The sequence below is a fragment of the Pseudonocardia sp. UM4_GMWB1 genome, from assembly GCF_017312155.1.
In the GTDB taxonomy this organism is placed as follows: Bacteria; Actinomycetota; Actinomycetes; order Mycobacteriales; family Pseudonocardiaceae; genus Pseudonocardia; species Pseudonocardia alni.
Map to the genome: position 1 here is coordinate 637,797 of NZ_QJPN01000001.1, position 22,004 is coordinate 659,800.

General features: G+C 75.2%; 20 protein-coding genes. 13 read left to right on the forward strand and 7 right to left on the reverse strand.

The annotated features are described in order from the left end of the window. Positions 1–60 precede the first annotated feature (60 nt). Complete coding sequence (locus DMP15_RS03150; protein WP_073576086.1) at positions 61–1,248, forward strand: class I SAM-dependent methyltransferase; 1,188 nt, start codon at positions 61–63, stop codon at positions 1,246–1,248. On the opposite strand, the gene DMP15_RS03155 is transcribed toward DMP15_RS03150, so the two are convergent. Further along, positions 1,179–1,814 (reverse strand): TetR/AcrR family transcriptional regulator, encoded by a 636-nt coding sequence (locus DMP15_RS03155; RefSeq protein ID WP_073576085.1) that lies wholly within the window; start codon positions 1,812–1,814, stop codon positions 1,179–1,181. The genes DMP15_RS03150 and DMP15_RS03155 overlap by 70 nt on opposite strands. 117 nt (positions 1,815–1,931) lie before the next feature. On the opposite strand from DMP15_RS03155, the gene DMP15_RS03160 reads away from it, so the two are divergent. After that, complete coding sequence (locus DMP15_RS03160; protein ID WP_073576084.1) at positions 1,932–3,581, forward strand: GMC oxidoreductase; 1,650 nt, start codon at positions 1,932–1,934, stop codon at positions 3,579–3,581. On the opposite strand, the gene DMP15_RS03165 is transcribed toward DMP15_RS03160, so the two are convergent. Then, positions 3,574–4,206, reverse strand: a complete 633-nt coding sequence (locus tag DMP15_RS03165) for an IspD/TarI family cytidylyltransferase (RefSeq protein ID WP_337825423.1) — start codon at positions 4,204–4,206, stop codon at positions 3,574–3,576. The genes DMP15_RS03160 and DMP15_RS03165 overlap by 8 nt on opposite strands. A gap of 106 nt (positions 4,207–4,312) precedes the next feature. On the opposite strand from DMP15_RS03165, the gene DMP15_RS03170 reads away from it, so the two are divergent. Beyond that, the gene (locus DMP15_RS03170) at positions 4,313–6,913 is read left to right on the forward strand and encodes a helix-turn-helix transcriptional regulator (protein WP_083658705.1); all 2,601 of its coding nucleotides are present in this window, start codon (positions 4,313–4,315) and stop codon (positions 6,911–6,913) included. A 9-nt stretch (positions 6,914–6,922) separates the two neighbouring features. Here DMP15_RS03170 and DMP15_RS03175 read toward each other — a convergent pair whose 3' ends face one another. Further along, complete coding sequence (locus DMP15_RS03175) at positions 6,923–7,714, reverse strand: SDR family NAD(P)-dependent oxidoreductase (protein WP_073576083.1); 792 nt, start codon at positions 7,712–7,714, stop codon at positions 6,923–6,925. A 145-nt stretch (positions 7,715–7,859) separates the two neighbouring features. Between DMP15_RS03175 and DMP15_RS03180 the strand changes: the two genes are divergently transcribed. Next, positions 7,860–8,309, forward strand: a complete 450-nt coding sequence (locus DMP15_RS03180) for a MarR family winged helix-turn-helix transcriptional regulator (RefSeq protein WP_073576082.1) — start codon at positions 7,860–7,862, stop codon at positions 8,307–8,309. Positions 8,310–8,327: 18 nt separating this feature from the next. On the opposite strand, the gene DMP15_RS03185 is transcribed toward DMP15_RS03180, so the two are convergent. The 4 genes from DMP15_RS03185 to DMP15_RS03200 form a co-directional block, all read right to left on the reverse strand. Continuing rightward, positions 8,328–9,806 carry a dynamin family protein gene (locus DMP15_RS03185; RefSeq protein WP_337825424.1) on the reverse strand — a complete coding sequence of 493 codons (1,479 nt, stop codon included), beginning with the start codon at positions 9,804–9,806 and terminating at the stop codon, positions 8,328–8,330. Further along, positions 9,803–11,632 carry a dynamin family protein gene (locus tag DMP15_RS03190; RefSeq protein WP_337825425.1) on the reverse strand — a complete coding sequence of 610 codons (1,830 nt, stop codon included), beginning with the start codon at positions 11,630–11,632 and terminating at the stop codon, positions 9,803–9,805. Before DMP15_RS03190 ends, DMP15_RS03185 begins: the two co-directional genes overlap by 4 nt. A 166-nt stretch (positions 11,633–11,798) precedes the next feature. Beyond that, complete coding sequence (locus tag DMP15_RS03195) at positions 11,799–12,590, reverse strand: IniB N-terminal domain-containing protein (RefSeq protein ID WP_337825426.1); 792 nt, start codon at positions 12,588–12,590, stop codon at positions 11,799–11,801. A gap of 122 nt (positions 12,591–12,712) precedes the next feature. Then, a complete protein-coding gene (locus tag DMP15_RS03200) occupies positions 12,713–13,528 on the reverse strand; it encodes a hypothetical protein (protein WP_337825427.1) in 816 nt (271 codons plus the stop codon). A gap of 241 nt (positions 13,529–13,769) precedes the next feature. Between DMP15_RS03200 and DMP15_RS03205 the strand changes: the two genes are divergently transcribed. The 9 genes from DMP15_RS03205 to DMP15_RS03245 all read left to right on the forward strand — a co-directional run bounded on the left by DMP15_RS03205 (position 13,770) and on the right by DMP15_RS03245 (position 21,968). Next, on the forward strand, positions 13,770–15,803 hold the full coding sequence (locus DMP15_RS03205) for an Hsp70 family protein (protein ID WP_337825428.1): 2,034 nt from the start codon (positions 13,770–13,772) through the stop codon (positions 15,801–15,803). A 284-nt stretch (positions 15,804–16,087) separates the two neighbouring features. Continuing rightward, positions 16,088–16,420, forward strand: a complete 333-nt coding sequence (locus tag DMP15_RS03210; protein ID WP_139282844.1) for a hypothetical protein — start codon at positions 16,088–16,090, stop codon at positions 16,418–16,420. 79 nt (positions 16,421–16,499) lie between these two features. Continuing rightward, complete coding sequence (locus tag DMP15_RS03215; RefSeq protein ID WP_139282843.1) at positions 16,500–17,312, forward strand: DMT family transporter; 813 nt, start codon at positions 16,500–16,502, stop codon at positions 17,310–17,312. 9 nt (positions 17,313–17,321) lie between these two features. Next, the gene (locus tag DMP15_RS03220; protein ID WP_337825429.1) at positions 17,322–18,044 is read left to right on the forward strand and encodes an alpha/beta fold hydrolase; all 723 of its coding nucleotides are present in this window, start codon (positions 17,322–17,324) and stop codon (positions 18,042–18,044) included. A 43-nt stretch (positions 18,045–18,087) separates the two neighbouring features. Continuing rightward, a complete protein-coding gene (locus tag DMP15_RS03225; RefSeq protein WP_073576074.1) occupies positions 18,088–18,426 on the forward strand; it encodes an MmcQ/YjbR family DNA-binding protein in 339 nt (112 codons plus the stop codon). Positions 18,427–18,441: 15 nt separating this feature from the next. Further along, entirely contained in the window at positions 18,442–19,395 is a 954-nt protein-coding gene (locus tag DMP15_RS03230) for a ketopantoate reductase family protein (protein WP_073576073.1), read from the forward strand. Beyond that, the gene (locus DMP15_RS03235) at positions 19,392–20,036 is read left to right on the forward strand and encodes a maleylpyruvate isomerase N-terminal domain-containing protein (protein WP_073576072.1); all 645 of its coding nucleotides are present in this window, start codon (positions 19,392–19,394) and stop codon (positions 20,034–20,036) included. The genes DMP15_RS03230 and DMP15_RS03235 overlap by 4 nt, the downstream gene beginning before the upstream one ends. Positions 20,037–20,300: 264 nt before the next feature. Beyond that, positions 20,301–21,191 carry a hypothetical protein gene (locus DMP15_RS03240; protein ID WP_337825430.1) on the forward strand — a complete coding sequence of 297 codons (891 nt, stop codon included), beginning with the start codon at positions 20,301–20,303 and terminating at the stop codon, positions 21,189–21,191. A gap of 144 nt (positions 21,192–21,335) precedes the next feature. Then, complete coding sequence (locus DMP15_RS03245) at positions 21,336–21,968, forward strand: pyridoxamine 5'-phosphate oxidase family protein (RefSeq protein ID WP_100880745.1); 633 nt, start codon at positions 21,336–21,338, stop codon at positions 21,966–21,968. Positions 21,969–22,004 lie beyond the last annotated feature (36 nt).

The following is a 22,004-nucleotide window of genomic DNA, read 5'->3' on the forward strand; positions in this document are numbered from 1 at the left end:
GCCCGGTCCCGGGCGGAGCGTGCGCACGGACGGGTGACGGCCTGCCGCTAGTCTCGCCCGGTGCTGAACCGCTGCCCCGCGTGCGACGCGCCCGCGAGCGACCCGTTCTTCTCCGCGACCGGGCTGCCGGTGCACGGCACCGCGGTGCTTCCCGACCCGGTCTCGGCGCGTTCCGTGGCCACCGGTGACCAGGTGCTCGTGCTGTGCGAGCGCTGCGGGCTGGTGTTCAACCGCGACTTCGACCCGGGGCTGCTCGACTACACCGGCGACCACGAGGAGTCCCAGCACCACTCCCCCCGCTTCGCCGCCTACGCCGCGGAGGTCACCGCGGACTGGGTGGCGCGGTTCGGGCTGGCCGGGCGGCACGTCGTCGAGGTGGGGTGCGGGTCCGGTGACTTCGCCGCCGAGCTGCTCGGCGCCGGCGTCGGCCGGGTGACCGGGATCGACCCGCACTTCGTGCCGCAGCGGGTCCGCCCGGAGCTGGCGGACCGGCTCACCGCCGTCCCCGCGGAGTTCGCGCGTGACCAGGTCGAGCCGGACACCGCCGCCCTGGTCTGCCGGCACACCCTGGAGCACATCCCCGACCTCGCCGTCTTCGGCGCGGAGCTGTACGCCGGGCTGCGTCGCGGCGGCGGCCGGGCGCTGCTCGCCGAGGTGCCCGACCTGGGCCGGATCCTCGACGAGGGCGCCTTCTGGGACCTGCAGTACGAGCACTGCTCCTACTTCACCCCGGCGACCATGCGGACGTTCCTGACCGGGGTCGGCTTCTCCGACCCGCAGGTGCGGCTGACCTACGCCGACCAGTACGTCGTCGCCGAGGCGGGGCCGGACGGGACGCCGGGCGCGCCCGAGCTGGAGCCGCACCTGCGCGAGGCGCTGCGCAGCGCCTGCCGGGACTTCGCGACCCGGGTGTCGGACCAGGTCGGACGGTGGCGGGAGTGGCTCGGCGGCCGGGCCGCGACCGGCGACGAGGTGGTCGTCTGGGGTGGCGGGGCGAAGGGGCTGACCTTCCTCAACGTCGTCGAGGGCGGGGCGGAGGGGACCGGCGCGGTCGGCGCGGTCGTCGACATCAACCCCGGCCTGCAGGGGCGCTTCATGGGCGGGCTCGGTCTGCCGATCCGCGCCCCGAAGGACCTGCTGGACTCGCCCCCGCGGTCGGTGCTGCTGATGAACCCGGTCTACACCGGCGAGGTGCGCGCCACGCTCGACGAGCTGGGGCTCGGGTCGACGGAGCTGCTCGCGGTCTGACCGGCCGGGGCCGGCCGCAGCGCGCGGACGGCCCGGACGAGCTCCGCGCGGGCCGCGGCGGCGTCGTCGATGCCGGTACCGGTCAGCACCAGCGTGCCCGCGAGCAGCAGCCGGGCGGTGCGGCGCGCCTCGCCGGTGAGGTCGTCGCCGCAGACCCGGTCGAACCGCTCCTGGAAGTCGGCGACGACCGAGTCCCGGATCCGGCGCGCGTCCGGGTCGTGGCCGAGGAACACCGACCGCAGCGCGGTGTCGAGGTCGCCGCCGCCGTCGAGGGCGGCGACCAGACCGTCGACGTAGCCGGCGAGGCGCTCCTCGACCGGCAGGTCCGCGGCGGGCTCGGCGCCCGGTGCGCTGCGCAGGTGGGCGAGGAACACCGCGGCGAGCAGGTGCTCCTTCGAGGCGAACACCTTGTACGCGGTGGCCGCGGACAGCCCCGCCCGGCGCGCGACCCGGCGCACGGTCAACGTCGCGGCGCCGCTGTCGGCGAGCTCCTCGGCCCCGGCCGTGAGCAGCCGGTCCCGGGTCGCCGGCGCGACCTCGCTCCGCCGGGAGAATGCTCCGTCCACCGGGCCCAGCCTAGCCGTCGACCGCCCCGGTCCCGGGGCGCCGGGCGGTGCCGCTACCGTGATCGACTACGGGTGGACAGGTGTCCAGTCGGGTGTCTTTCCGAGAGGAGCTCCCCGATGCGCTCGATCAGCCGCAGGTCGGTCCTGCTGGGTGCTGCCGGCGTCGCCGGGCTGGGGGTCCTCGGCGCGGGCACCGCGGTCGCCGCCGCGCCCTCCCGGGTGCGCGTGACCCGGGAGGAGCGTCGGGTGGTCGTCGTCGGCTCCGGGTTCGGCGGCGGCGTCACGGCGCTGCGCCTGGCCGAGGCCGGTGTGGACGTGCTCGTCCTCGAACGCGGACGGCGGTGGGTCACCGGGCCGGACGCCGAGACCTTCCCCCGGGTGACGACGAACCCCGACCGCAGGCTGTTCTGGCTCGACACGGTCGCCGACCCCCTGGACGGACCGCCGAACCCGCTGTCGGTGCTGCTGGGGCGCCCCACCGCGAGCACCCCGGGCGCCGTGCCGCTGTCCCCCGGCCGGTACACCGGGCTGCTGGAGCGTGTCGGCGGCAACGGGATGGACGCGTTCTGCGCGGCCGGCGTCGGCGGGGGCTCGCTGCTCTACCAGGGGATGACGCTCCAGCCCTCGGCCGAGGTGTTCGCCGCGACGATGCCCCGCGAGCTGGAGTACGAGGTGCTCGCCCGCGAGCACTACCCGCGGGTCGCCCGGATGCTCCGCCTGGCCACCGCCCCGGACGAGCTGATCGACTCGCCGACGTACCGCGCCCCGCGGGTCTTCCGCGACCGGGCGGAGGCCGCCGGCTACGAGGTCGAGAAGATCCCGATGCCGATCGACTGGGACTACGCGCTGGCCGAGCTGCGCGGCGAGATGACGCCCGCCTACACGAACGGCGACGCCGCGTTCGGCGTGAACAACGGCGGCAAGCACACCGTCGACGTCACCTACCTCGCCGCCGCCGAGGCGACCGGGCGGGTCACGGTCGCCCCGTTGCACCAGGTCACCGACGTCGTCCGCGCGGCCGACGGGCGCTGGGAGACGCACGTCGACCGGATCGACGAGACCGGCACCGTGCTCGAGAAGAAGATCATCACTACCCCGGCGCTGGTGCTCGCGGCGGGCACCCAGAACACCAACCGGCTGCTGCTGCGGGCCCGCGCGCACGACACGGTCCCGGACCTGCCCGACGCGCTCGGCGAGAACTGGGGCACCAACGGCGACCGGATCTGCACCTGGAACTCCCTGGTCGAGGACTTCGGTGCGACCCAGGGCGGCCCGGTGGTGTTCGGGACGAAGGACTGGGCGGACCCGGCCACGGCCAACACCGTCATCCAGGCGTCGCTGCCGCCGCTGCCGCTCGGCCTCGGCCGCACCACGACGATGCTCGTCGGCTACGGCGTCAGCGCCGGCCGCGGCCGGATGGGCTGGGACCCGGTCCGGCAGGAGGGCGTCGTCGACTGGCCGCTCGACGGCGACGCCACCCTGACCGCGCGCATCCACGAGCGGATGGGGCGCATCACCGGGGTGCGGGGCACCTTCCTCGACACCACCTACGCGGTGCCGACCACCTGGCACCCGCTGGGCGGGGCCTGCATCGGCACGGTCTGCGACGTGGCGGGCCGGGTGCGGGGCCAGCGCGGCCTCTACGTGCTCGACGGGTCGCTGATGCCCGGTACGACGGCCGCCTGCAACCCGTCGATGACGATCGCCGCCGTCGTCGAACGGGCCACCGACGACCTGGTCGCCCAGGACGTCGGCACGCTCATCTGACCAGGCGCCGGACGACGGCCAGGTCCTCCAGGGTTGCGACGTGCAGGTTCGCCGGGTCCCCCGGCACCGTCACCACGCGGTGGCCGAGCGCGGCGAGCATCCCGGAGTTCTCCACCGGCCGGGGCGCGTCGGCGTGCGCGGCACGCAGCACGTCCGCGCGGAACGCCTGCGGCGACTGCGTGACCACCGCGTCCTGCTTGGGGAGGGTGTCGACGACGACGCCGTCGCGCACCCGCTGCACCACCTCGAGCAGCGGGACCACCGGCACCGCCCCGTCGGCGCCCGCCCGCACGGCCTCGACCACCTCGGTGAAGATCCGGTCGGCGGCGAGCGGGTGCGCCGGGTCGGCGAGGACCAGGACCCCCGCCTCGGCGGGCACGACGGCCAGCCCGGCCCGCAGGGACTCCGACTGGTGGTCCCCGCCGACGGCGAGCGCGTCGACGGGCTCGCCGTCCCAGCCCACCCCGGACGGCAGCACCAGCGCGACCCGGTCACAGGTGCGCCGGGCGGCGGCGACGGTGTGGTCGACCAGCCGGGACCCGGCCAGCTCGTCGAGCTGCTTCAGCCGGCCGTAACGGAGCCCCCGGCCGCCCGCCAGCACGATCGCCCACACGTGGTCACGCACTCCGGTGATCCTGCCGGGTCCGGCGGGGGAACCGGACACCGCACCCGATAGCCTCGGCCGTCCCCGATCGGGCGACCCGATCGGGCGACGGGAGGGGCGGACGAGGATGGCGGCACCGACGACGTCCCCCACGCCCGCCGCGTCGACCGGCCCGCTCGCCGGGGCCCCCGCCGCGGTCGCGCTGGTCCGGGCCGTCGCCGAGGAGCCGGACGCACCGCGCCTGGTGGCCGTCACCGGCCCCGCCGGTGCGGGCAAGTCGACCGTGCTGCGCGAGCTGGTCCGGGTGTGGACCGAGGCCGGCGCCGGGCAGGACGTGACGGTCGTCGACGACGCCCACGAGCTCGGCGACGACGAGCTCGCCGACCTGCGCGGGCGCGCGGGCCGCCCGGGCGCCCGGCTGGTCGTCGCGTTCCGTCCGTGGCCGCGCGGCCGCGCGCTGGCCCGGCTCGGCGCGACGCTGGCCGCCGCCGCGCCGCCGCTGGTCCTGGGCGCGCTCGACGCCGCCGGGATCGCCGCCCGGGCCGCCCGCGTCGCCGGGGTCCGGATCTCCGACGAGGCCGTCCGGGTCGTCGCCGAGCGCACCGCCGGGGCCCCCGTGCTGGTCGACCGGCTGCTCGCCCACGGACGGGTCGGCGGTCCGGTGCCGCCGCAGCTCGCCGAGCAGATCGGCTACGCCGTCGACGCCGAGGACCCGCGGGTGGTCGAGCTGGTCACCGCGCTCGCGCTCGGCGCCCCCGTCGACGGCGAGGTGCTCGTCCCGCTGCTCGGGATCTCCGACGCGGCCGGCATCGGCGTCGGCGCCGAGGTCGCCGAGCTCGACGAGCTGTCCGGCCGGGCCGTCGCCGCCGGGCTCTGCACCCCCGACGGGCGGGTCGTGCCGCTGGTCGCCGAGGCGATCCGCACCCGGGTCGCGCCGGCCCGGCGGGCCGAGCTGCGCCGCCACCTCGCCGAGATCGAGCTCGACCGTGGCGGGAGCGTGCTCGCCGTCGCCCGCACCCTGCGCGGGTCCGGGGCCACCGGGGAGCGCGCCGCCGCGGTGTTCCGGGCCGCCGCGGCCGAGGCGGGCCGCGCGGAGAGCCCGGATGCGGTCCGGTTCTACGCCGAGGCCGTCGCCGCGGGGACGCCCCCGCTGACCGTCGCCGCGCACCGCGCGCAGGCCCACCTGGTCGCCGGGGACCTCGACGGCGCGCTCGGGCACGCGGACTCGGTGCTGTCCGCGACCGACGCCGTCGAGGCCGAGGACGCCGTCCGCGCCGGGTCGGTCGCGGCCGCCGTCCTCGCCCGGCGGGGGCTGCTGGCACGCAGCGCCGAGCTGTACCGGTGGACCGCGGCGGTGTCCGGGGAGCGCCCGCCCGCGGCGGCCGTGCCCGTGCTGATCGGGACCGGGGCGCTGGAGGAGGCCCGCGCCGTCGTGGGGGTCGACGGCGACGGTTCCGGGTTCGTCGCCGGCCGCGCGCCCACCCTCGTGGACGGCGCCGACGACCTCACCGCCCGCGGCATGCTCGACTCGGTCGAGGGCTCCCCGACCGCCGCGCTGTCCGGCCTGGCCCGCGCCGCCGGTCTGCTGGAGGCCGCGCACGGCGCCGCGCTGCTGCCCGACACCCCGGCCGCGCTGGCCGCGCTGGTGGCCGTGCACACCGGGGAGTTCGACGTCGCCGCGTCCGTGCTGGACCGCGCCCTGCGGACCGGGCTCGGCGGGGCGCCCGCCCGGGCCCGGCACCGGCTGCTGCTCGGCTGGATCGCGCTGCTGCGCGGCGCGACCGGCCCGGCGTCGGAGCGGCTCGCCGCTGTCGACGCGGGCGACGACCCCCTCGAACCGCGTGACGAGTTCCTCGCCGCCGCGCTGCAGGTCGCGATCGCCCGCCGCCAGTCCGACCTCGGGGCCCTGATGCGGTCCTGGACGCGGGCGCGGCAGGCGATCGTCCGGCACCCGGTCGACCTCTACGTGCTGCAGCCGCTCGGGGAGCTGGTGACCGCGGCGTCGCGGCTGCGGGAGGAGAGCTGGGTGGCCCCGCACCTCGCCGAGGCCGACGCGCTGCTCGACCGGCTCGGCCGGCCCGCGCTGTGGGCCGCCCCGCTGCACTGGGCGCGGCTGCAGGCCGCGGTGCTCACCGACGACGTCGAGGCCGCCCGCGCCCGCTCCGACGAGCTGCAGAGCGCCGCCTGCGGCAGCCGCTTCGCCCACGCCATGGCGACGGCGGCCCCGCACTGGGTGGGCGTGCTGGAGGACCGGGTCGACGCGGCCGAGGTCGAGGCCGCCGCCCGCGGGCTGCACGCCGTCGGCCTGTCCTTCGACGGCGGTCGCCTCGCCGGGCAGGCGGCACTGCGGACCGGGGACCGGCGCGCGGTGTCCGCCCTGCTGGCCTGCGCGCGGGCGCTGCAGGCGGCGGGGACGGACCTGCGCCAGGGGACCCTCCCGCCCCTCGCGGAGGAGCTCGGCCCGGTCACGGAGGAGCCCGCCGCCGCGGCCCCGGCGCCCGTCGAGGCCGCCCCGGAACCGTCCGGGTCGGGTCTGCTGTCCGAGCGCGAGCTGGAGGTCGCCGAGCTCGTCGTGCAGGGGCGCACCCAGCGCGAGATCGGTGAGGCGCTGTTCATCTCGGCGAAGACCGTCGAGCACCACGTGGCCCGGATGCGTCAGCGTCTCGGGGTGGGCGGCCGCAGCGAGCTGCTCGACGAGCTCCGCCGGATCCTGGGCGACCGCGGCTGACCCGCCCGGTCAGGGCAGGATCGAGTCGACGTAGCCGCCGTCCACGCGGACCGCGGCCCCGGTCGTGGCGGAGGCCAGCGGCGACGCCAGGTAGGTCACCATGTGGGCGATCTCCTCGGGCTCGATCAGCCGCTGGATCAGCGACTGGGGCCGGTGGGTGCGCATGAACTCGCGCTGCGCCTCGTCCCAGGGCAGGGCCGGGTCCACCAGCTGGTACACGAAGTCCTCGACGCCCGCGGTGTGCGTCGGTCCGGCGATCACCGAGTTGACGGTGACCCCGCTGCCGGCCGCCTCCTTGGCGAACCCGCGGGACAGCGCGAGCAGCGCCGTCTTGGACACGCCGTAGTGGATCATCTCGGCCGGGATGACGACCGCGGAGTCGCTGGCGATGTTCTGGATGCGGCCCCAGCCGCGGTCGCGCATGCCGGGCAGGTAGGTCCGGATGAGGCGGGCCGCGGTCAGGACGTTGACCTCGAAGTAGCGGCGCCAGTCGTCGTCGGTGATGGTGAGGGCTTCCTGGGCACCGAAGATGCCCAGGTTGTTGACCAGGACGTCGACCTCGGGCAGCTCCGTCGCGAGGGTCGCGGTGCCCTCGTCGGTGGTGACGTCGGCTGCCACGCCGACGACCTCTCCGCCGGACTCGTCGCGCACCCGGGCGACGGCCGCGTCGACCCGTTCCGCGGTCCGGCCGTTGACCGCGACCCGGGCGCCCGCGCGGGCGAGGTCGACGGCGATGGCGAGTCCGATGCCCTGGGTGGAGCCGGTGACGAGGGCGGTCCGGCCGGTGAGGTCGAGGTGCATGGCTTCTCTCCAGGAGTCGGGGTGGCCGTCTCGTATCGTGGTGTCGGCACGTGCAACAGTCGGCGCACGCTGATAGTTGCACACGCTGGTTATTGCCGACGCCGACAACGTAGCACCGTCACCCGGTCCGAAGGGGAGGCACGCCATGTCGCTCGACGACGACGCGGTCGAGACGCGGGCGCGGGGGTGGCGCACCCTGGCCGCCCTGCACGCCCGGTTGCAGGACGACCTTGAGCGGGCGTTGCAGCGCTCCTACGGGCTGTCGGTGGTGGAGTACACCGTGCTCGACGCGCTGGCCCGCCAGGACGGCTTCCACCTGCGGATGGCCCAACTCTCGTCGGTGGTGGTGCTCAGCCAGTCGGCGACGACCCGGCTGGTCGGCAGGCTGGAGGACCGGGGGCTGCTGCAGCGGTACCTGTGCCCCACCGATCGCCGCGGGGTCTACACCGAGCTCACCGAGCAGGGGCGCCGGCTCCTGGAGAGCGCCCGTCCGGGCCACGACCGGGCGTTGGAACAGGCGCTGGTCGACGCGGCGACACGCCCTGAGCTGGCCCCGCTGGTCGCGGCGTTGCACGCCCTCGACGCGACGACCTGATCCCTCGGCTCTGATCCCTCAGTGGTGCGCGTGCGTGCGGGACGCCTCGGCGAGCAGTCCCTCGCAGGACCGCACCACGATCCGCGCGGCCTCCGCCGACGCCCGCCCGGTCAGCGGGCTCTCCGCCCGCCGCCTCCAGCGGCGCAGCGCCTCGGAGGCGGCGTCGTGGACCTCGCGCGGACCCGCGGCACCGTCGAGCCCGAGCCGGGCCGCCGCCGATCCGCCCTCACCGCCGAGCAGCCGTTCGGCGTCGGCGAGTGCCTCGGGCGGGAACACGATCTTGCCGGCGCGCAGGTCGGCCAGCGCCCGTAGCTCGACGAACTCGTGCGCCCCGGCCAGGATCCGCTCCACCTCGGCACGCAGCGCGGCCGTCGCCGGGCGGGGCTCGCGGGTCAGCACAAGGTCGACGGCGAGCAGCGCGGAGCGGGCTTTGAGCAGGTCGCGGCGCTCGGAGAACTGGGTGTCGAGCACCGAGCGCAGCTCGTCGAGACCGGAGCGGCGCACCAGGTCGTCGGCCAGCGCGGTCGGGTCTTTCACGCCCTGCCGGATCAGCGTCGTCCCGAGCCGGACCCCGAAGAGGCCGAACCGCTCCAGCAGCGCGATCCGGGTGGCGGAGTCGGGCCGGTCGAGCTCGGTGCGCCCGAAGCGGTCGGCCGAGAGCAGCAGCGCCTCGACGTCGCCCCGCGGGAGCGCGGCCAGCTCGGTGAGCGCGACGTACTCGTCCTGCCGCATGGTGCGGGCGGTCTCGGCGAGCAGCCCGGCGACGGCGACGACGGTCTGGCACAGCCCCCGCAGCTTGTCGTCGCCGCGGTAGCGCCGTGCGATCCGTCGCGCGGAGATCAGCGCGTCGAGCCGGCCGACGCCGATCTCGTCGGCGCGGGACAGCACCGCGATGGTGTTCACGGGGGTCGCGCGGGCGACGCCGCGGTCGTGGAAGGCCTCCAGGAACCGCACGTCACCGGCGTGCAGGTGACGCATCAGGTAGACGACGGCGTCGGCGGGCGACGGCGTGTCCTCCGGCGTCAGGAACTCCCCGGCCCGGCCGGCCGCGTCGGCGGTCAGGGACCCGATGCCGGGGGTGTCGATGAGGTTGGTGCGCCGCAGGTGCTGCGACGGCCAGTCGACGTGCAGCCGGTCGACGTCCTTCACCCGGGCGTCCTGCAGGTCGATCTGCAGCGCGCCGTCGCGCCGGGCCAGGGTGAGGGGGCGGTCCGCGCCGGAGCGCAGGTACATCCGTACGCCCGGGGCGGGCGCGTCGGCGTACCAGGTGACGATGCGGGTGCACTCGCCCGCGTCGGTGGGGGCGATCCGTTCGCCGACCAGGGCGTTGAGCAGTGTGGACTTGCCGGCCTTGACCTTGCCGGCGATCGCGACGCGCAGCGGCTCGTCGAACCGGTCGAGGTGGTGGCGCAGCCAGCCCGCCGCCTGCGGCGAGTCGCCGTAGACGTCGAGCGTGCGGCGCAGCAGCGCCCGGGTCTGCTCGGTCAGTGCGCTCACGCGGACCCCCCGGTGCCCACGGCGGCGGCCAGCGCCCTGGCCCGCTCGGCGAGGCCGGTGACCCGCTCCAGCTCGGCTTCCAGGTCTGCGACACGCTGCTGCCGCTCGGCGTCGTCCTTCAGGGCGGTCTGCGCAGCTGCCACGGACTCCTTCAGTGCCTCGGACAGCTCGTCGGCGATGGTGGTGAAGTGGTCGCGAAGGTCGCGCTGGATGCGCCGCAGGTTGTCGCGGGAGTCCTTGCCGACCTGGAAGGTGACCTCGTCGATGTGGCGGCGCACCGCGTTCTTCGACTCGGCCTGGCGCCGTTGCTTCATGCGCTTCTTCTCGTCGCGCACGGTCTTGGCGCCGAACAGCAGACCGGCGCCGACCGAGACCGGGTTGAGGAGGAAGAAGCCGGCGAAGGTGGAGGCCAGACCGAACATGAGCAGACCGCCGTACCCGCCGCGGGCGCCGACGAACAGCTTCTGCCCGATGCCGAACTTCTCGTCCGCGGGCATCTCCAGCGGGTCGACCAGGCCGGCCACCGAGCCGCCCGCGACCCGCAGCTCGGGCAGGGTCACGTCGACGGCCTCGGCGAAGTGCTCGGCGACCTGCTCGGCCAGCCAGCGGGCCCGCTCGGTCGTCCAGACGAAGTTCTGCGCGACGGCGTGGGCCACCTGCTTGTGGAACCACTCGGCGAACTGTTCCCAGATGTCGGCCGGGTCGGCGTCCTCGAGCAGCTGCTCGGCGTCGCGGGAGACCGCGCGCAGCCGGTCGCGCAGGTCGTACTCGATGTCGGCGATCAGGTCGGCGACGCCGTCGGTGAGCGTGGTCTGCCAGCGGGCGGACCGCTGGCGCAGGCCGTCGACGCGCGACCGGGCGGCCTCCAGCTCGCGGGCGAGCTGACCGGCCTTCTCCGGGTCGTTCTGCGACATCAGCTCGGCCCGCATCGTGGCCTCGAGGGCCTGGCAGGTGACGAGCACGTCCTGGCTGGTGGAGCGGCGGTCCAGGTCGTCGGCGGCGCCGACGACGCGGCGCAGCAGGAAGCTGGTGAGCGCCTGGAAGCCGGACTCGGCGATGAGGTCGAGGTCCTGGGTGCGGGCCGCGTGCAGCCGCAGCGCGGAGGAGACCGGCAGCAGCTCGGCGTCGATCCGGGCGGTGCGCAGGTGGCCCTGGTCGAGGTCGACGATGCGGCGCCAGTGCGGGTACAGGTCGGTCTTGGTGACGATGCAGGCGACGTTCGGGCAGAGCTTGCGGGCGGCCTGCAGGAACTCCAGCTCGGGGGCGGTGTACTCCTGGCTGGCGTCGGAGACCAGCAGGACCGCGTCCGCGGTGGGCAGGGCCGACATCGTCGCGGCGCCGTGCGCGGACCCGAGGCCGCCGACGCCGGGGGTGTCGACGAGCGCCAGCCCGCTCTGCAGGAGCTTGCGGGGCAGCGTGACCTCGGCGCGGGTGAGGTGGGCCCGGTTGCCCGGGTTGCCGGCCTCGGAGACGTGCTCGGCGAGCTGGTCGAGCCCGACGACGGTCCGCTCGGCCTGCTCGGTCGGCGCGCCCCCGGGGTCGGGTGCCTCGCGCACCAGGGTCACCGAGGTCTCCTCGCCGTAGCGCACGAGCGTCGGCACGGCGGTGGCGATGTCGTCGTCGACGGGGCACACGGTGGCGTTGACCAGCGCGTTGACCAGCTGGCTCTTGCCCTGCTTGAACTCGCCGACGACCAGCACCCGCACGACCGGGTCGGTCAGCCGCGCCTTCGCCTGCTGTAGCCGAGGGGCCAGGTCGGGGCGGTCGTAGGCGGTGACCGCCTTGAGGGCCAGGTCGACGAGCGCGACCGCCTCCGGCACCGCCACGACCGCTTCCCCCCGTCGCTCCGCGGATGGTGCCCCACACCACCCGTCACGTTCCCGTCATGGATACACGAACGACGACGGCCCCGGTCACCCACGGGTGGGTGGCCGGGGCCGGCCGGTCCGGGCGGAGGAACCGTACTGATCCGCCCGGAGCAGCGCTACCGGATCAGAGGGCCACGTCGGCGCTGACGTCGTTGTGCGACAGGACGTCGGTGTGGCTGTGGTCGTCGACGTGCGACTCGGTGTACTCGCTGTTGTCCGTGTTGTACGAGTCGTCGATGTCGACCGAGGAGTGCGACTCGTTGTGGGTCTTGTTGAACGAGTCGGTCGCGTCGTTCGAACCGGTGGCCTCGTCGCCCAGGGAGACCGCCCCGCCCTTGTCGGCGGAGATGTCGCCGGTGTTGTAGGCCGAGCCGGAGCCGAACGAGGTGGTGTTGTCGTCACCGGAGACGACCTGGTTGTCGTCGCCGACCACGTTGTGGTCGCCGGTGGTGACCGGGGCGTTGTTGTCGCCGCCGACGGCCACGGCGCCGTCACCGGAGGCGACGGTGGTCGTGGTGTCGATGGTCTGGTCGAAGTCGCCGCCACCGGTGTCGATGTTCTGGTTCACCGAGTTGTCGATGATGGTGTCGCGGTCGTCGATGTTGGTGGTGTAGTGGTTGTTGGTCACGTACTTGTCGATGTACTTGACCGGGTCCTCGCCGTGGTGGACGGGCGGCGGGGGCGGGGTGTGGTGGCCGTGACCGCCGTGGCCGCCGCCGGTGTTGTAGTCACGGTCGAAGGACACGTCGTCGTTGTCCTGGGCCAGGACGAGCGCGTCCCGGACGTCGTCGGCGGAGACCTCGGACAGGCCGCACTGGGCGAGCATGCCGTGCGGGTCCTCCTTGAACTCGGCCAGGGCCTTCGGGTCCTTGAGCAGGTCCAGGATGAACTGGATCAGCGACTTCTCGACGGACATGACGTTCTCCTCATGGGGTGCCGCCGGGCTCGGGCGCGCGGCGGAGGGTTCGGGTGGTGCGGGGGTGGTGACCGGGCCGGGGTCGGGGGCGGCCCGGCCCGGTCACCGGGCGGTGCGGTGGGTCAGCCGACGGACAGGTCGACGTCGTTGTGCGAGGCGATGTCGGTGTGGCTGTGGTCGTCCACCGACGTGTGGGTCTCGGTGCTGGAGTCGGTGTTGTACGAGTCGTCGATGTCGACGGAGGAGTGCGACTCGTTGTGGGTCGTGTTGAAGGACCCGTCGGCGTCGTGCGAGCCGGTCGCGTCGCCGCCCAGGGAGACCGCGCCACCCTTGCTCGCGGAGATGTCGCCGGTCTTGTAGGCGGAGCCCTCGCCGAAGGCGGTGGTGTTGCCGTTGCCGGCCACGACCTGGTTGTCCTCGCCCACCACGTTGCCGTTGCCGGTGGTGACCGGGGCGTTGTTGTCGCCGCCGACGGCCACCGCGCCGTCACCGGAGGCGGTGGTCGACCGGATGTCGATGTCCTGGTCGAAGTCGCCACCGTGGGTGTCGACGTTCTGGTTCACCGAGTTGTCGACGACGACGTCGCGGTCGTCGATGTTCTCGGTGTGCCACACGTCCTTGACGTGGACGTTCTCGTGGGAGGCGGCGGCCTTGTGGCCGTGGTCGCCGTGGTCGCCCTTGCCCTCGTTCCAGCCCCAGCCGCCCTTGCCCGAGTCCCAGCCGAAGCCGGTGTCGTAGTGGCGGTCGAAGGACACGGTGTCGTTGTCCTGGGCGATGACGATCGCGTCGCGGATGTCCTCCGGCGACAGCTCCGACAGGCCGTAGTAGTGCAGGACCGCGTTCGGGTCCTTCTGGAACCAGTCCTGGACCTTGATGCTCTCGGAGCTGTTGCCGAGCAGCAGCTTGATGAACTCGACGAGGGAGAGGTGCTGCGCCATGACGGCCTCCGGTGACTCGGGGGTGACCGGTCCGTCGGCGACGACCGGTGATGACGAGAAAGCTAGGGGTGCCGCCGGATCCGGCCATCGGGGATCGCTCCGGGTCCGTGGGGGGGCCGTTAGGGGATCGGTCCCCAACCTCGAACTGCTGCGCCGCACGGGCTAACACCGGGGCGGCCCCCGTCGATGGGTTTCGGAGAGGACCACGCCGGCGTGCCGGTTCGACGAGGGGGGAGCAGTGATGTCGTACCTGCTCGGGATCGACCTGGGGGCGACCTCGGTGACCGCGGCCGTGCTGCGCACGGGCGGTGCCGCGGAGCCCGTGCGGCTGGGGGGCCGCGACGGGAGCGACGTGCTCCCGGCGGTGCTCGTCGCGACGCCCGGGGGTGACCTGCTGTGCGGTGAGCCCGCCCGTCGCCGGGCCCCGGCCGAGCCGGACCGCGTCGCACGCGGCTTCCTCGACCGGGTCGGGGACCCGACCCCGCTGTCGCTGGGCGGCTACGCCTACGCGGCCGAGGACCTGTGCGCCCGGCTGGTGCGTGTCCTGGTCGACGAGGTGTCCACCCGGCACGGCGGCCCGCCGTCGCGGATCGGGGTCACCTGCCCGGTGGGCTGGGGCCGCCACAAGCGCGACCTGCTGGCCGCCGCACTGCGTCGCCGCGGGCTGACCGTCTCCCTGGTGACCGCGCCGCAGGCCGTCGCGCTCGCCCACCGCGCCGTCGTGCCGGCCGGGGGGCCGCTCGCCGTCGTCGACCTGGGGGGCAACGGGACCACCGCGACCGTACTGGCCGCGGCCGCACCCGGGGTGCTGCCCGACGCCGTCGGCCGCACGCTGAGCTGCCGGACCGGTGGCGCCGACGTCGACGACGCGGTGTTCGCCTTCGTCCGGTCCTCCTCCCCGGCCACGGCCGCCGCGTTCGACGCGCTCGACCCCGACGACCCGCGGACCGTCGCCGCTCTGACCGCCCTGCGGGACGAGTGCCGCGCCGCCAAGCAGCTGCTGTCCCGGGACACCGTCGCGACCGTCCGGGTGGAGATGCCCGGCCTGCTGACCGCGGTGAGGATCCACCGCTCCGACCTCGACGAGCTCACCCGCCCGCTGCTCGAGCCGGTCGCCGACCTGGTGCAGGACGTCGTCGCCGCCGCCCCCGACGCCGAGGTGCTGCTCGCCGGCGGTGCCGCGCGGATGCCGGTCGTGGTGCAGGCGGTCTCGGCGGCACTGGGCCGCCCGGTCGCCGTCGTCGCGGACCCGGTGGCCGACGCCGCCCGCGGTGCCGCACTGGCCGTCGCACCGGGGGCCGGGACCTCCTGGCCCGGTGTGCGGATGGCACCGCTGACCGGTGTCCCCGCGCCCCGCGAGCCCGTCGACCCGGCCGGGCGCAGCCCGTGGGGTCGGCCCGGGCCGGAGGCCACCGAGCGCACCGACCGCACCGGCACGACCGACCGCAACGCGCCGGCGTGGCCGACCCGCGGCGAGCGGGAGCGGACCCCGCGGACCGAGCAGCCGGCCGCCACGGCCGTCGCGCTGCTCGACCCGGAGCCGCAGACCGGCCCGCTGACCGCGGTCCCCCGCCCCCGTACGGCGCCGCCCCCCGCCCCCGCACGGACCTCGGTCCTCGGGGCCGGACAGCTGCCCGCGCCGTCCGCCGTCCGCCCGGAGCGGCCCGCCCCGGACACCCTGGTCACCCGGGACGCCCCGGCCACCGCCCGTCGCGCCACGATCACCCGGCAGCGCCTGGTGGTCGGTGCCGGTGGTCTCGCCGGTGCCGCCGCCATCGCGGGTGCGCTGCTGTTCTGGCCCACGACGAGCCCCGGGATCGGTGAGCTGAGCGCGGCCCCCGTGCTGAGCTCACCGGCCGTCGCGCCGGCCCCGGTCGCCCCGGGCGCCGCCCCGGCCGCCGGCGTCGCCGCCGGTCCGGCCGCGGGCGCCCCCGTGGGCGGGAGGCACGCCGCCGCCGGTGGCGCCGGTGCCTCGGGTGGCGCGGCCACCGGGGGTACGGCGGCCCGCCCCGCCGCCGGTGCCGCCGCTCCGGTCGCGGCCGTCCCCCCGGCTCCCGCTCCGGTGGCTCCGGTTCCGGCGCCGACGACCCCGGTGAAGCCGACCACCCCGGCGCCGACGACCCCGGCGAAGGAGGGCTCGACCAGCACCCCGCCGGTCACGACGCCTCCGGTCACCACCCCGCCCGCCACCGACCCGACCACCCCGGTCCCGGACCCGACGACCACGGCCCCCGCGCCGACGTCGACCACCCCGGCCGCGGGTGCGGCTGCGTGATCATCCTGTCGGACAGGGAATCCACCGCCGATCACCCTCTGCGCTGCGACGACAGCGCCGAGTGACCCCCACCCCGTCCCGCCCGGACCCCGGGGCGGGATGATTCGGACCGCCGGGCCGGCGTGGACACGGGAGCCCCCACGCCGGCTCGGCCCCATGCACCTTGCGATACGGCCGTGCCCGAAGGTGTGACCACCACCGCGTCGCGTCGCCCCTGTCCACCCCCTCCGACGTGGTAAAACACTGGTCGTCCCGGTTCGGGCACGGTGTGAGAGGGGCGCGTGGTGACGCGGTTGGCGGGGGCGGTCATCGGCATGGCGGCGGGTGCATTGGTGCTCGCATATGTCGTGGTGGGCTGGCCCATCCTGGTGGTCGGAGGGCCGCTGCTGGTGGGGGTGGCCCTCACGGTCGGCATCCTTGCCCTCACCGAGCGCCCGCGGGCCCTGCTGGCGCAGCGCCGTGCGACCCAGGGCGGCACGTCCCCCTGGCAGGCCGCCGCCGGTACACGTGACGAGCAGCCCGGCAGCGGGCTGATGAGCGGCTTCTTCGAGATGCCTGCGGCGCTGCCCGAGCAGCGGCCCGCTCCGTCGGACGCCCGCCCGGCCGGCACCCGATAGCGGTACGTCACAATCGGCCGGTGTCGATCACCCCGCATGCCGCCCGTGCCCTGACCCGGGCCCGCCTGTGCTGATCGGCATGCTCTTCGCGGTGTTCGCGATGCTCTGCAGCACCGTCGCCGCCATCCTCCAGGCCGACGCGGCCGACCAGGGCGGGCGCACCAGCGCCGTCCTGGCCCGCCCCCGGTTCCTCGGCGGGATCGCGATGGACATCGTCACCTGGCTCTGCATGGTCGTCGCGCTGCAGTTCATCCCCATCTTCGCGGTGCAGGCGACGCTCGCCGGGGCCATCGCGATGACCGCCCTGTACGCCCGCTACTTCCGCGGCGAGTGGCTGCGGCCGGTGCACCGGCTCGCCATCGGCGCCAGCATGCTCGGGCTCGCGTTCGTCGCCGGCAGCGCGGGGACCGAGCGCAAGCAGGCCCTGACCGGCCACGGCACGACCGTCGCCGTCCTGATCGCGGCGCTCGTCGCGATCATGGGGGTGACGCTGGCGATCGCGAACTCGACCAAGCCGTGGCCGTCGGCGGTGCTCGCCGGGCTCGGGCTGGGCGGCGGCTCGGTCTGCATCCGCGCGATGCACGTCTCCGACGGTGTGGACCTGGGGAGCCTGCTGCGCGAGCCGCTCGTGTACATCCTGGTCGGGATGGCCCTGACCGGCCTGTACAACTACGCCCGCGCGCTGCAGCTCGGCGACGTCTCCACGGTCACCGCGCTGTACATGGTCACCCAGGTTGTCGTGCCCGGTCTGGTCGGCATCACCCTGCTCGACGACACCGTCCGCCCCGGTCTGTGGTGGCTGCTGCTGCTCGGGCTGGCACTCGTCGTGTACGGCACCTCGATCCTGGCGCGGCGCCGTCCGGAGAAGCGGACTCCCCCGCGAGTGGCCTAGTTTCGGGCCATGCCCTCCTTCGAGCGCCCCGGTGTGACCCTGCACTACGAGGAGCACGGCACGGGGTTCCCGGTCCTGCTGCTGGCGCCGGGCGGCATGAACTCGACGATCGCGGCCTGGGGCAACGCCCCCTGGGACCCGGTCACCCACCTCGCGCAGCGGTACCGCGTCATCGCGATGGACCAGCGCAACGCCGGGTCCTCGGTCGCCGAGGTCCACGGCAGCGACGGCTGGGACACCTACACCGCCGACCAGCTCGCCCTGCTCGACCACCTCGGCGTCGACGAGTGCGCGGTGCTCGGTATGTGCATCGGGGGTGCCTTCATCGCGAACCTGCTGGTCACCGCGCCGCAACGCGTCCGGGCCGCGGTCGCGCTGCAGCCCATCGGCCGCGCCGACAACCAGCACCTGTTCGAGGGGAAGTTCGACGAGTGGCGCGCCGGGATCGAGGCCGACCACCCCGGGGTCCCCGACGACGACTGGGCCGCGTTCCGCACGAACATGTGGGGCGGCGGCGGGATGCTGTACTCCGTCCCCGACGAGGCGCTCGCCCACATCGCGACGCCGTGGCTGGTGCTGATGGGGATCGACGACTTCCACCCGGAGCCCGTGTCGCGCCGTCTCGCCGGGCTCGCGCCGGGCGCGGAGCTGGTCGAGCAGTGGAAGGTCGAGCCGCACGTCGCCGACGGCCGCGCCGCCGTCGACCGGTTCCTCGCGGCCCACCTGGTCTGATTCCTCCACGACGGGCAGCGCCCGCCGCGGGCACCATGGCCCCATGCCGAGCTGGGACGACGTGGTGCGGATCGGGTCCGGGCTGCCGGAGGTCGAGGAGTCGACCTGGTACCGGACGCCGTCGTTGAAGGTCCGTGGCACGGGCTTCGCCCGGCTGCGCACCGAGGCCGAGGGCGGGCTGGTGCTGATGTGCTCGCTCGAGGAGAAGGAGGCGCTGCTCGCGTCGGGCGACCCGGCGTACTTCACGACCCCGCACTACGACGGCCACGGCTCGATCCTCGTCGACCTCGACCGGGTCGACGCGGGGCAGCTCGCTGAGCTCGTCGAGGAGGCGTGGCGGCGGAAGGCCCCGCCGTCGGTCGTGCGCCGGCGTGACGGCTGAGCCACCATCGTCGTCGTGCGCTATGTGGTGATCGGGGCAGGGGCCGTCGGCGGGACGATCGCGGCGCGACTCCACGCGGCCGGGCGGGAGGTCGTGGTCGTCGCCCGGGGCGCGCACCTCGACGCGATCCGCGAGCGCGGGCTGCGCCTCGACACCCCGGACGGGTCGACCACCCATCCGGTGGAGGCCGTGGGCACGGTCGGCGAGGCCCGGCCCACCCCCGACGATGTCGCGATCCTCGCCGTGAAGTCGCAGGACACCCCGCCGCCACTGGCCGCGCTGCTCGAGGCGGCCCCCGGCATCACCGTGGTGTGCGCGCAGAACGGCGTCGCCAACGAGCGGCTCGCCGCCCGCCGCACGGACCGGGTGCAGGCGATGCTGGTGATCCTGCCCGCCGAGCACTACGAGCCGGGGGTGGTCGTCGCGTCGTCGTCGCCGGTCCCCGGCGTGCTCGACGTCGGCCGGTTCCCCTCCGGTGTCGACGCCACCACGGAGGCGATCGTCGCCGACCTCACCGCGGCCGGGTTCTCCTCCCACGCCGACCCGGACGTGATGGCCGCGAAGTACGGCAAGCTGCTCACTAACCTGGCCAACGCCGTCGACGCGGTCTGCGGGCTCGACGACCCCGACGCGCCCCGCCTCGTCGAGGCCGTGACCGCGGAGGGCCGCGCCGTCCTGGACGCGGCCGGGATCACCGCCCGGACCGGCGACGACGACCGCGTCCGCCGGGAGGGCACCATCACCGAGCGGCCGGTCGCAGGGGCGACGCGACGGGGCTCGTCGTCGTGGCAGAGCCTGCAGCGCGGGACCGGCTCCATCGAGGCCCGCTACCTCAACGGCGAGATCGTGGCCCTGGGCGCGGCGCACCGGATCGCGACCCCGGTCAACACCGAGCTGATGCGGGTGGCCGAGGAGATGGCCGCGGCCGGGGAGCAGCCGGCGTCGCGGTCCGGTGCGGACCTGCTGTGACGGCCTATCCGCTCGACGTGGCGCGCCCGGCGTTCCTCGCCGCGCTCGACGGGCTGTCCGCGTTGCTCGACCACGTCGACGACACCGACCTGCACGCCCGCAGCCGCTGTCACGGCTGGCTCGCCGCGGACGTCCTCGCGCACCTGCACCTGGGCCTGGTCGAGATGCTCGCCGGGTTCCCCGCCCGCACCGACCGGCCCGCCGACGCCGACCTCGCGACCTACTGGACCGCGTTTCCCGGGCCCGAGCTGCCGGGCTGGGCGCACGAGCGCTTCGCCCGCGCCGTCGCCGCGGCCTACGCCCGCCCGACCGGGCAGATCGTCCACGTCGCGATGACGCTGCGCGGCCTGCGCCGGCTCGTCGCGGACCTGGACGGGCCGTACCGGCTGGAGTTCCAGGGGCACGTCCTCGACGTCGGGGACTTCGTCGGCACCTGGGTCGTCGAGGTCGTGGTGCACCACCTGGACATGACCGTCGCGTTGCCGGACGCGCCGGCCCCGCCCGCGTCGGGGCTCGCGGTGGTGCGGGAGACGGTGACCCGGCTGGCCGGTCCCGACGTCGTCGCGGGGTGGGGGGACGACACCGCCCTCGCACTCGCCGCCACCGGGCGGGAGCCGGGGATGACGCCCGTCCTGGGTTAGTAGGTGATGCTGACGGGCCCGTCCTCCAGCTGTGCGCGGGAGAACGGCACGCGGCCATGTCCCCCACGTCCCCGCGACGGCGGGCCCCCGGTGCGCCCACGACGCCCTCCTGTCGGGCCGGTGGGCTGCTCCGTTTCGCTCCGTCATCACAAGAGATGAAGTGCGCCGTTCGGACCAAGATCATTGATAACGACAGGGTGTCGCGTGCGATGAGCAGGCAACACGGTCGGACGGATCCGGCCGCCGTCGTCGGGGAGGGTCGTCATGGTGGAGCGGTGCCGGTGCGGGGCGGAGCTGCTGGGCTCGCTGCACTTCTGCGTGGGGTGCGGACGGCCGCGGGTGCAGGCGCTCGTCCCCCGGCCGCGGACCGGGGCGGTGCCGGTCGGCGCCGGGGCCCGGGCGCCACAGGGACGGACCGCCGGGCAGCACCCGTCGGCGGCGCAGTACCGCCCCGCCGACCGGTACCGCCCCGCCGCGCCGGCGTCGGCCCCGTCGGCCTGGGCCGGCCCGCAGTCGACCGGCTACGCGCCGGGCTGGGGCGCCCCGGCCGGGTGGGGTCCGGCGGCGCCCGCCCCGTCGCGGACGCCGTGGGTCGTCGCCTCGCTGGTGCTGGTGACGCTGCTGCTGGCGGGGGCGGCGCTGCTCGTCCTGCGCCCCGACCTGCTCCCCGGCACCGCGCCCACCGTGACCCCGGCGGCCGCCCCGGTGCCGGTGGTGGTCGCCCCGGCCGCGGCACCGGTCGTGATCCCGCCGACCACCTACGTGCCGGGCTACAGCCCGTCGCCGACGACGTCGCTCACCGAGCAGGCCGCCGCCGACAGCCCGCGCGTCGCCGCGACGGCCGGCTACTGGGTCCCGCAGCTGTCCTCCAAGCGCGCCGGCACCAGCGACGGCGGCATCACCTACGACGAGCAGGGCATCCTCGACCACTACCGCGGCCTCGCCGCGCAGTACCCGGGCGCCGCGCTGGTCTGGTCCGGCGACTGGCCGGTCTTCCGCAACAGCGACTACTGGGTCGTGGTCGTCGCCCAGCCCTTCACCACCGCGGCCGGCGCGAACGCCTGGTGCGACGCCCAGGGCTTCGGCTCCGACGACTGCTTCGCCAAGAAGATCTCCTGGAGCGACGGCCCCCAGGGATCGACGGTGCACCGGTGAACGCGCCGTACGCGCCGCGTCAGCGGACGCCGCTGCCGGACGGGCCTGTCCTGTTGCCGTGGCGGGCGTGGGCGCTGCCCGTCGTCGGACGTCCGTGACCGGAATCCACTCGGCCCCGCCCGCGTCCGCGCCTACCGTCGACCCATGACCTCCGACGCGCACGGCACCGAGATCCGTACCCTCGCCGAGCTGCAGGGGATCACCGGGCAGCCCATCGCGCCCGCGCTGGCGAAGGAACGCGACCACCTCGTGGACGTGCACCGCGCCTGGCTGGCGGCGTCCCGGTTCCTGCTGCTGGCGACGTCGGGCCGCGACGGCACCTGCGACGTCTCGCCGAAGGGTGACCCGGCCGGTTTCGTGCACGTCGTCGACAACCGCACGGTCGCGATTCCCGAGCGTCCCGGCAACGGCCGCGTCGACGGCTGGCGCAACGTCCTGGAGAATCCGCACGTCGGCGTGATCCTCCTGGTGCCGGGCCGCAACGACACGCTGCGCATCAACGGCCGGGCCCGGCTCGTCCGGGACGCGCCGTACTTCGACGAGCTCGCTGTGAAGGGCCGCCGGCCGCTGCTCGCCTGCGAGGTCGCGATCGACCAGATCTACTTCCACTGTCCCAAGGCGTTCCTGCGCTCCGAGCTGTGGGTGACGACGAGCTGGCCCGAGCCGGACGCGCTGCCCTCCACCGCGCAGCTCGCCAAGCGGCTCGCCCGTCCCGACGAGCCACTGGAGAAGATCGAGGAGTACTACGGTGCCGGCTACGCGGCCCGGCTCTACTGAGGGTCGCGCAGGTTACATCGAAACCGCAGGTCAGAC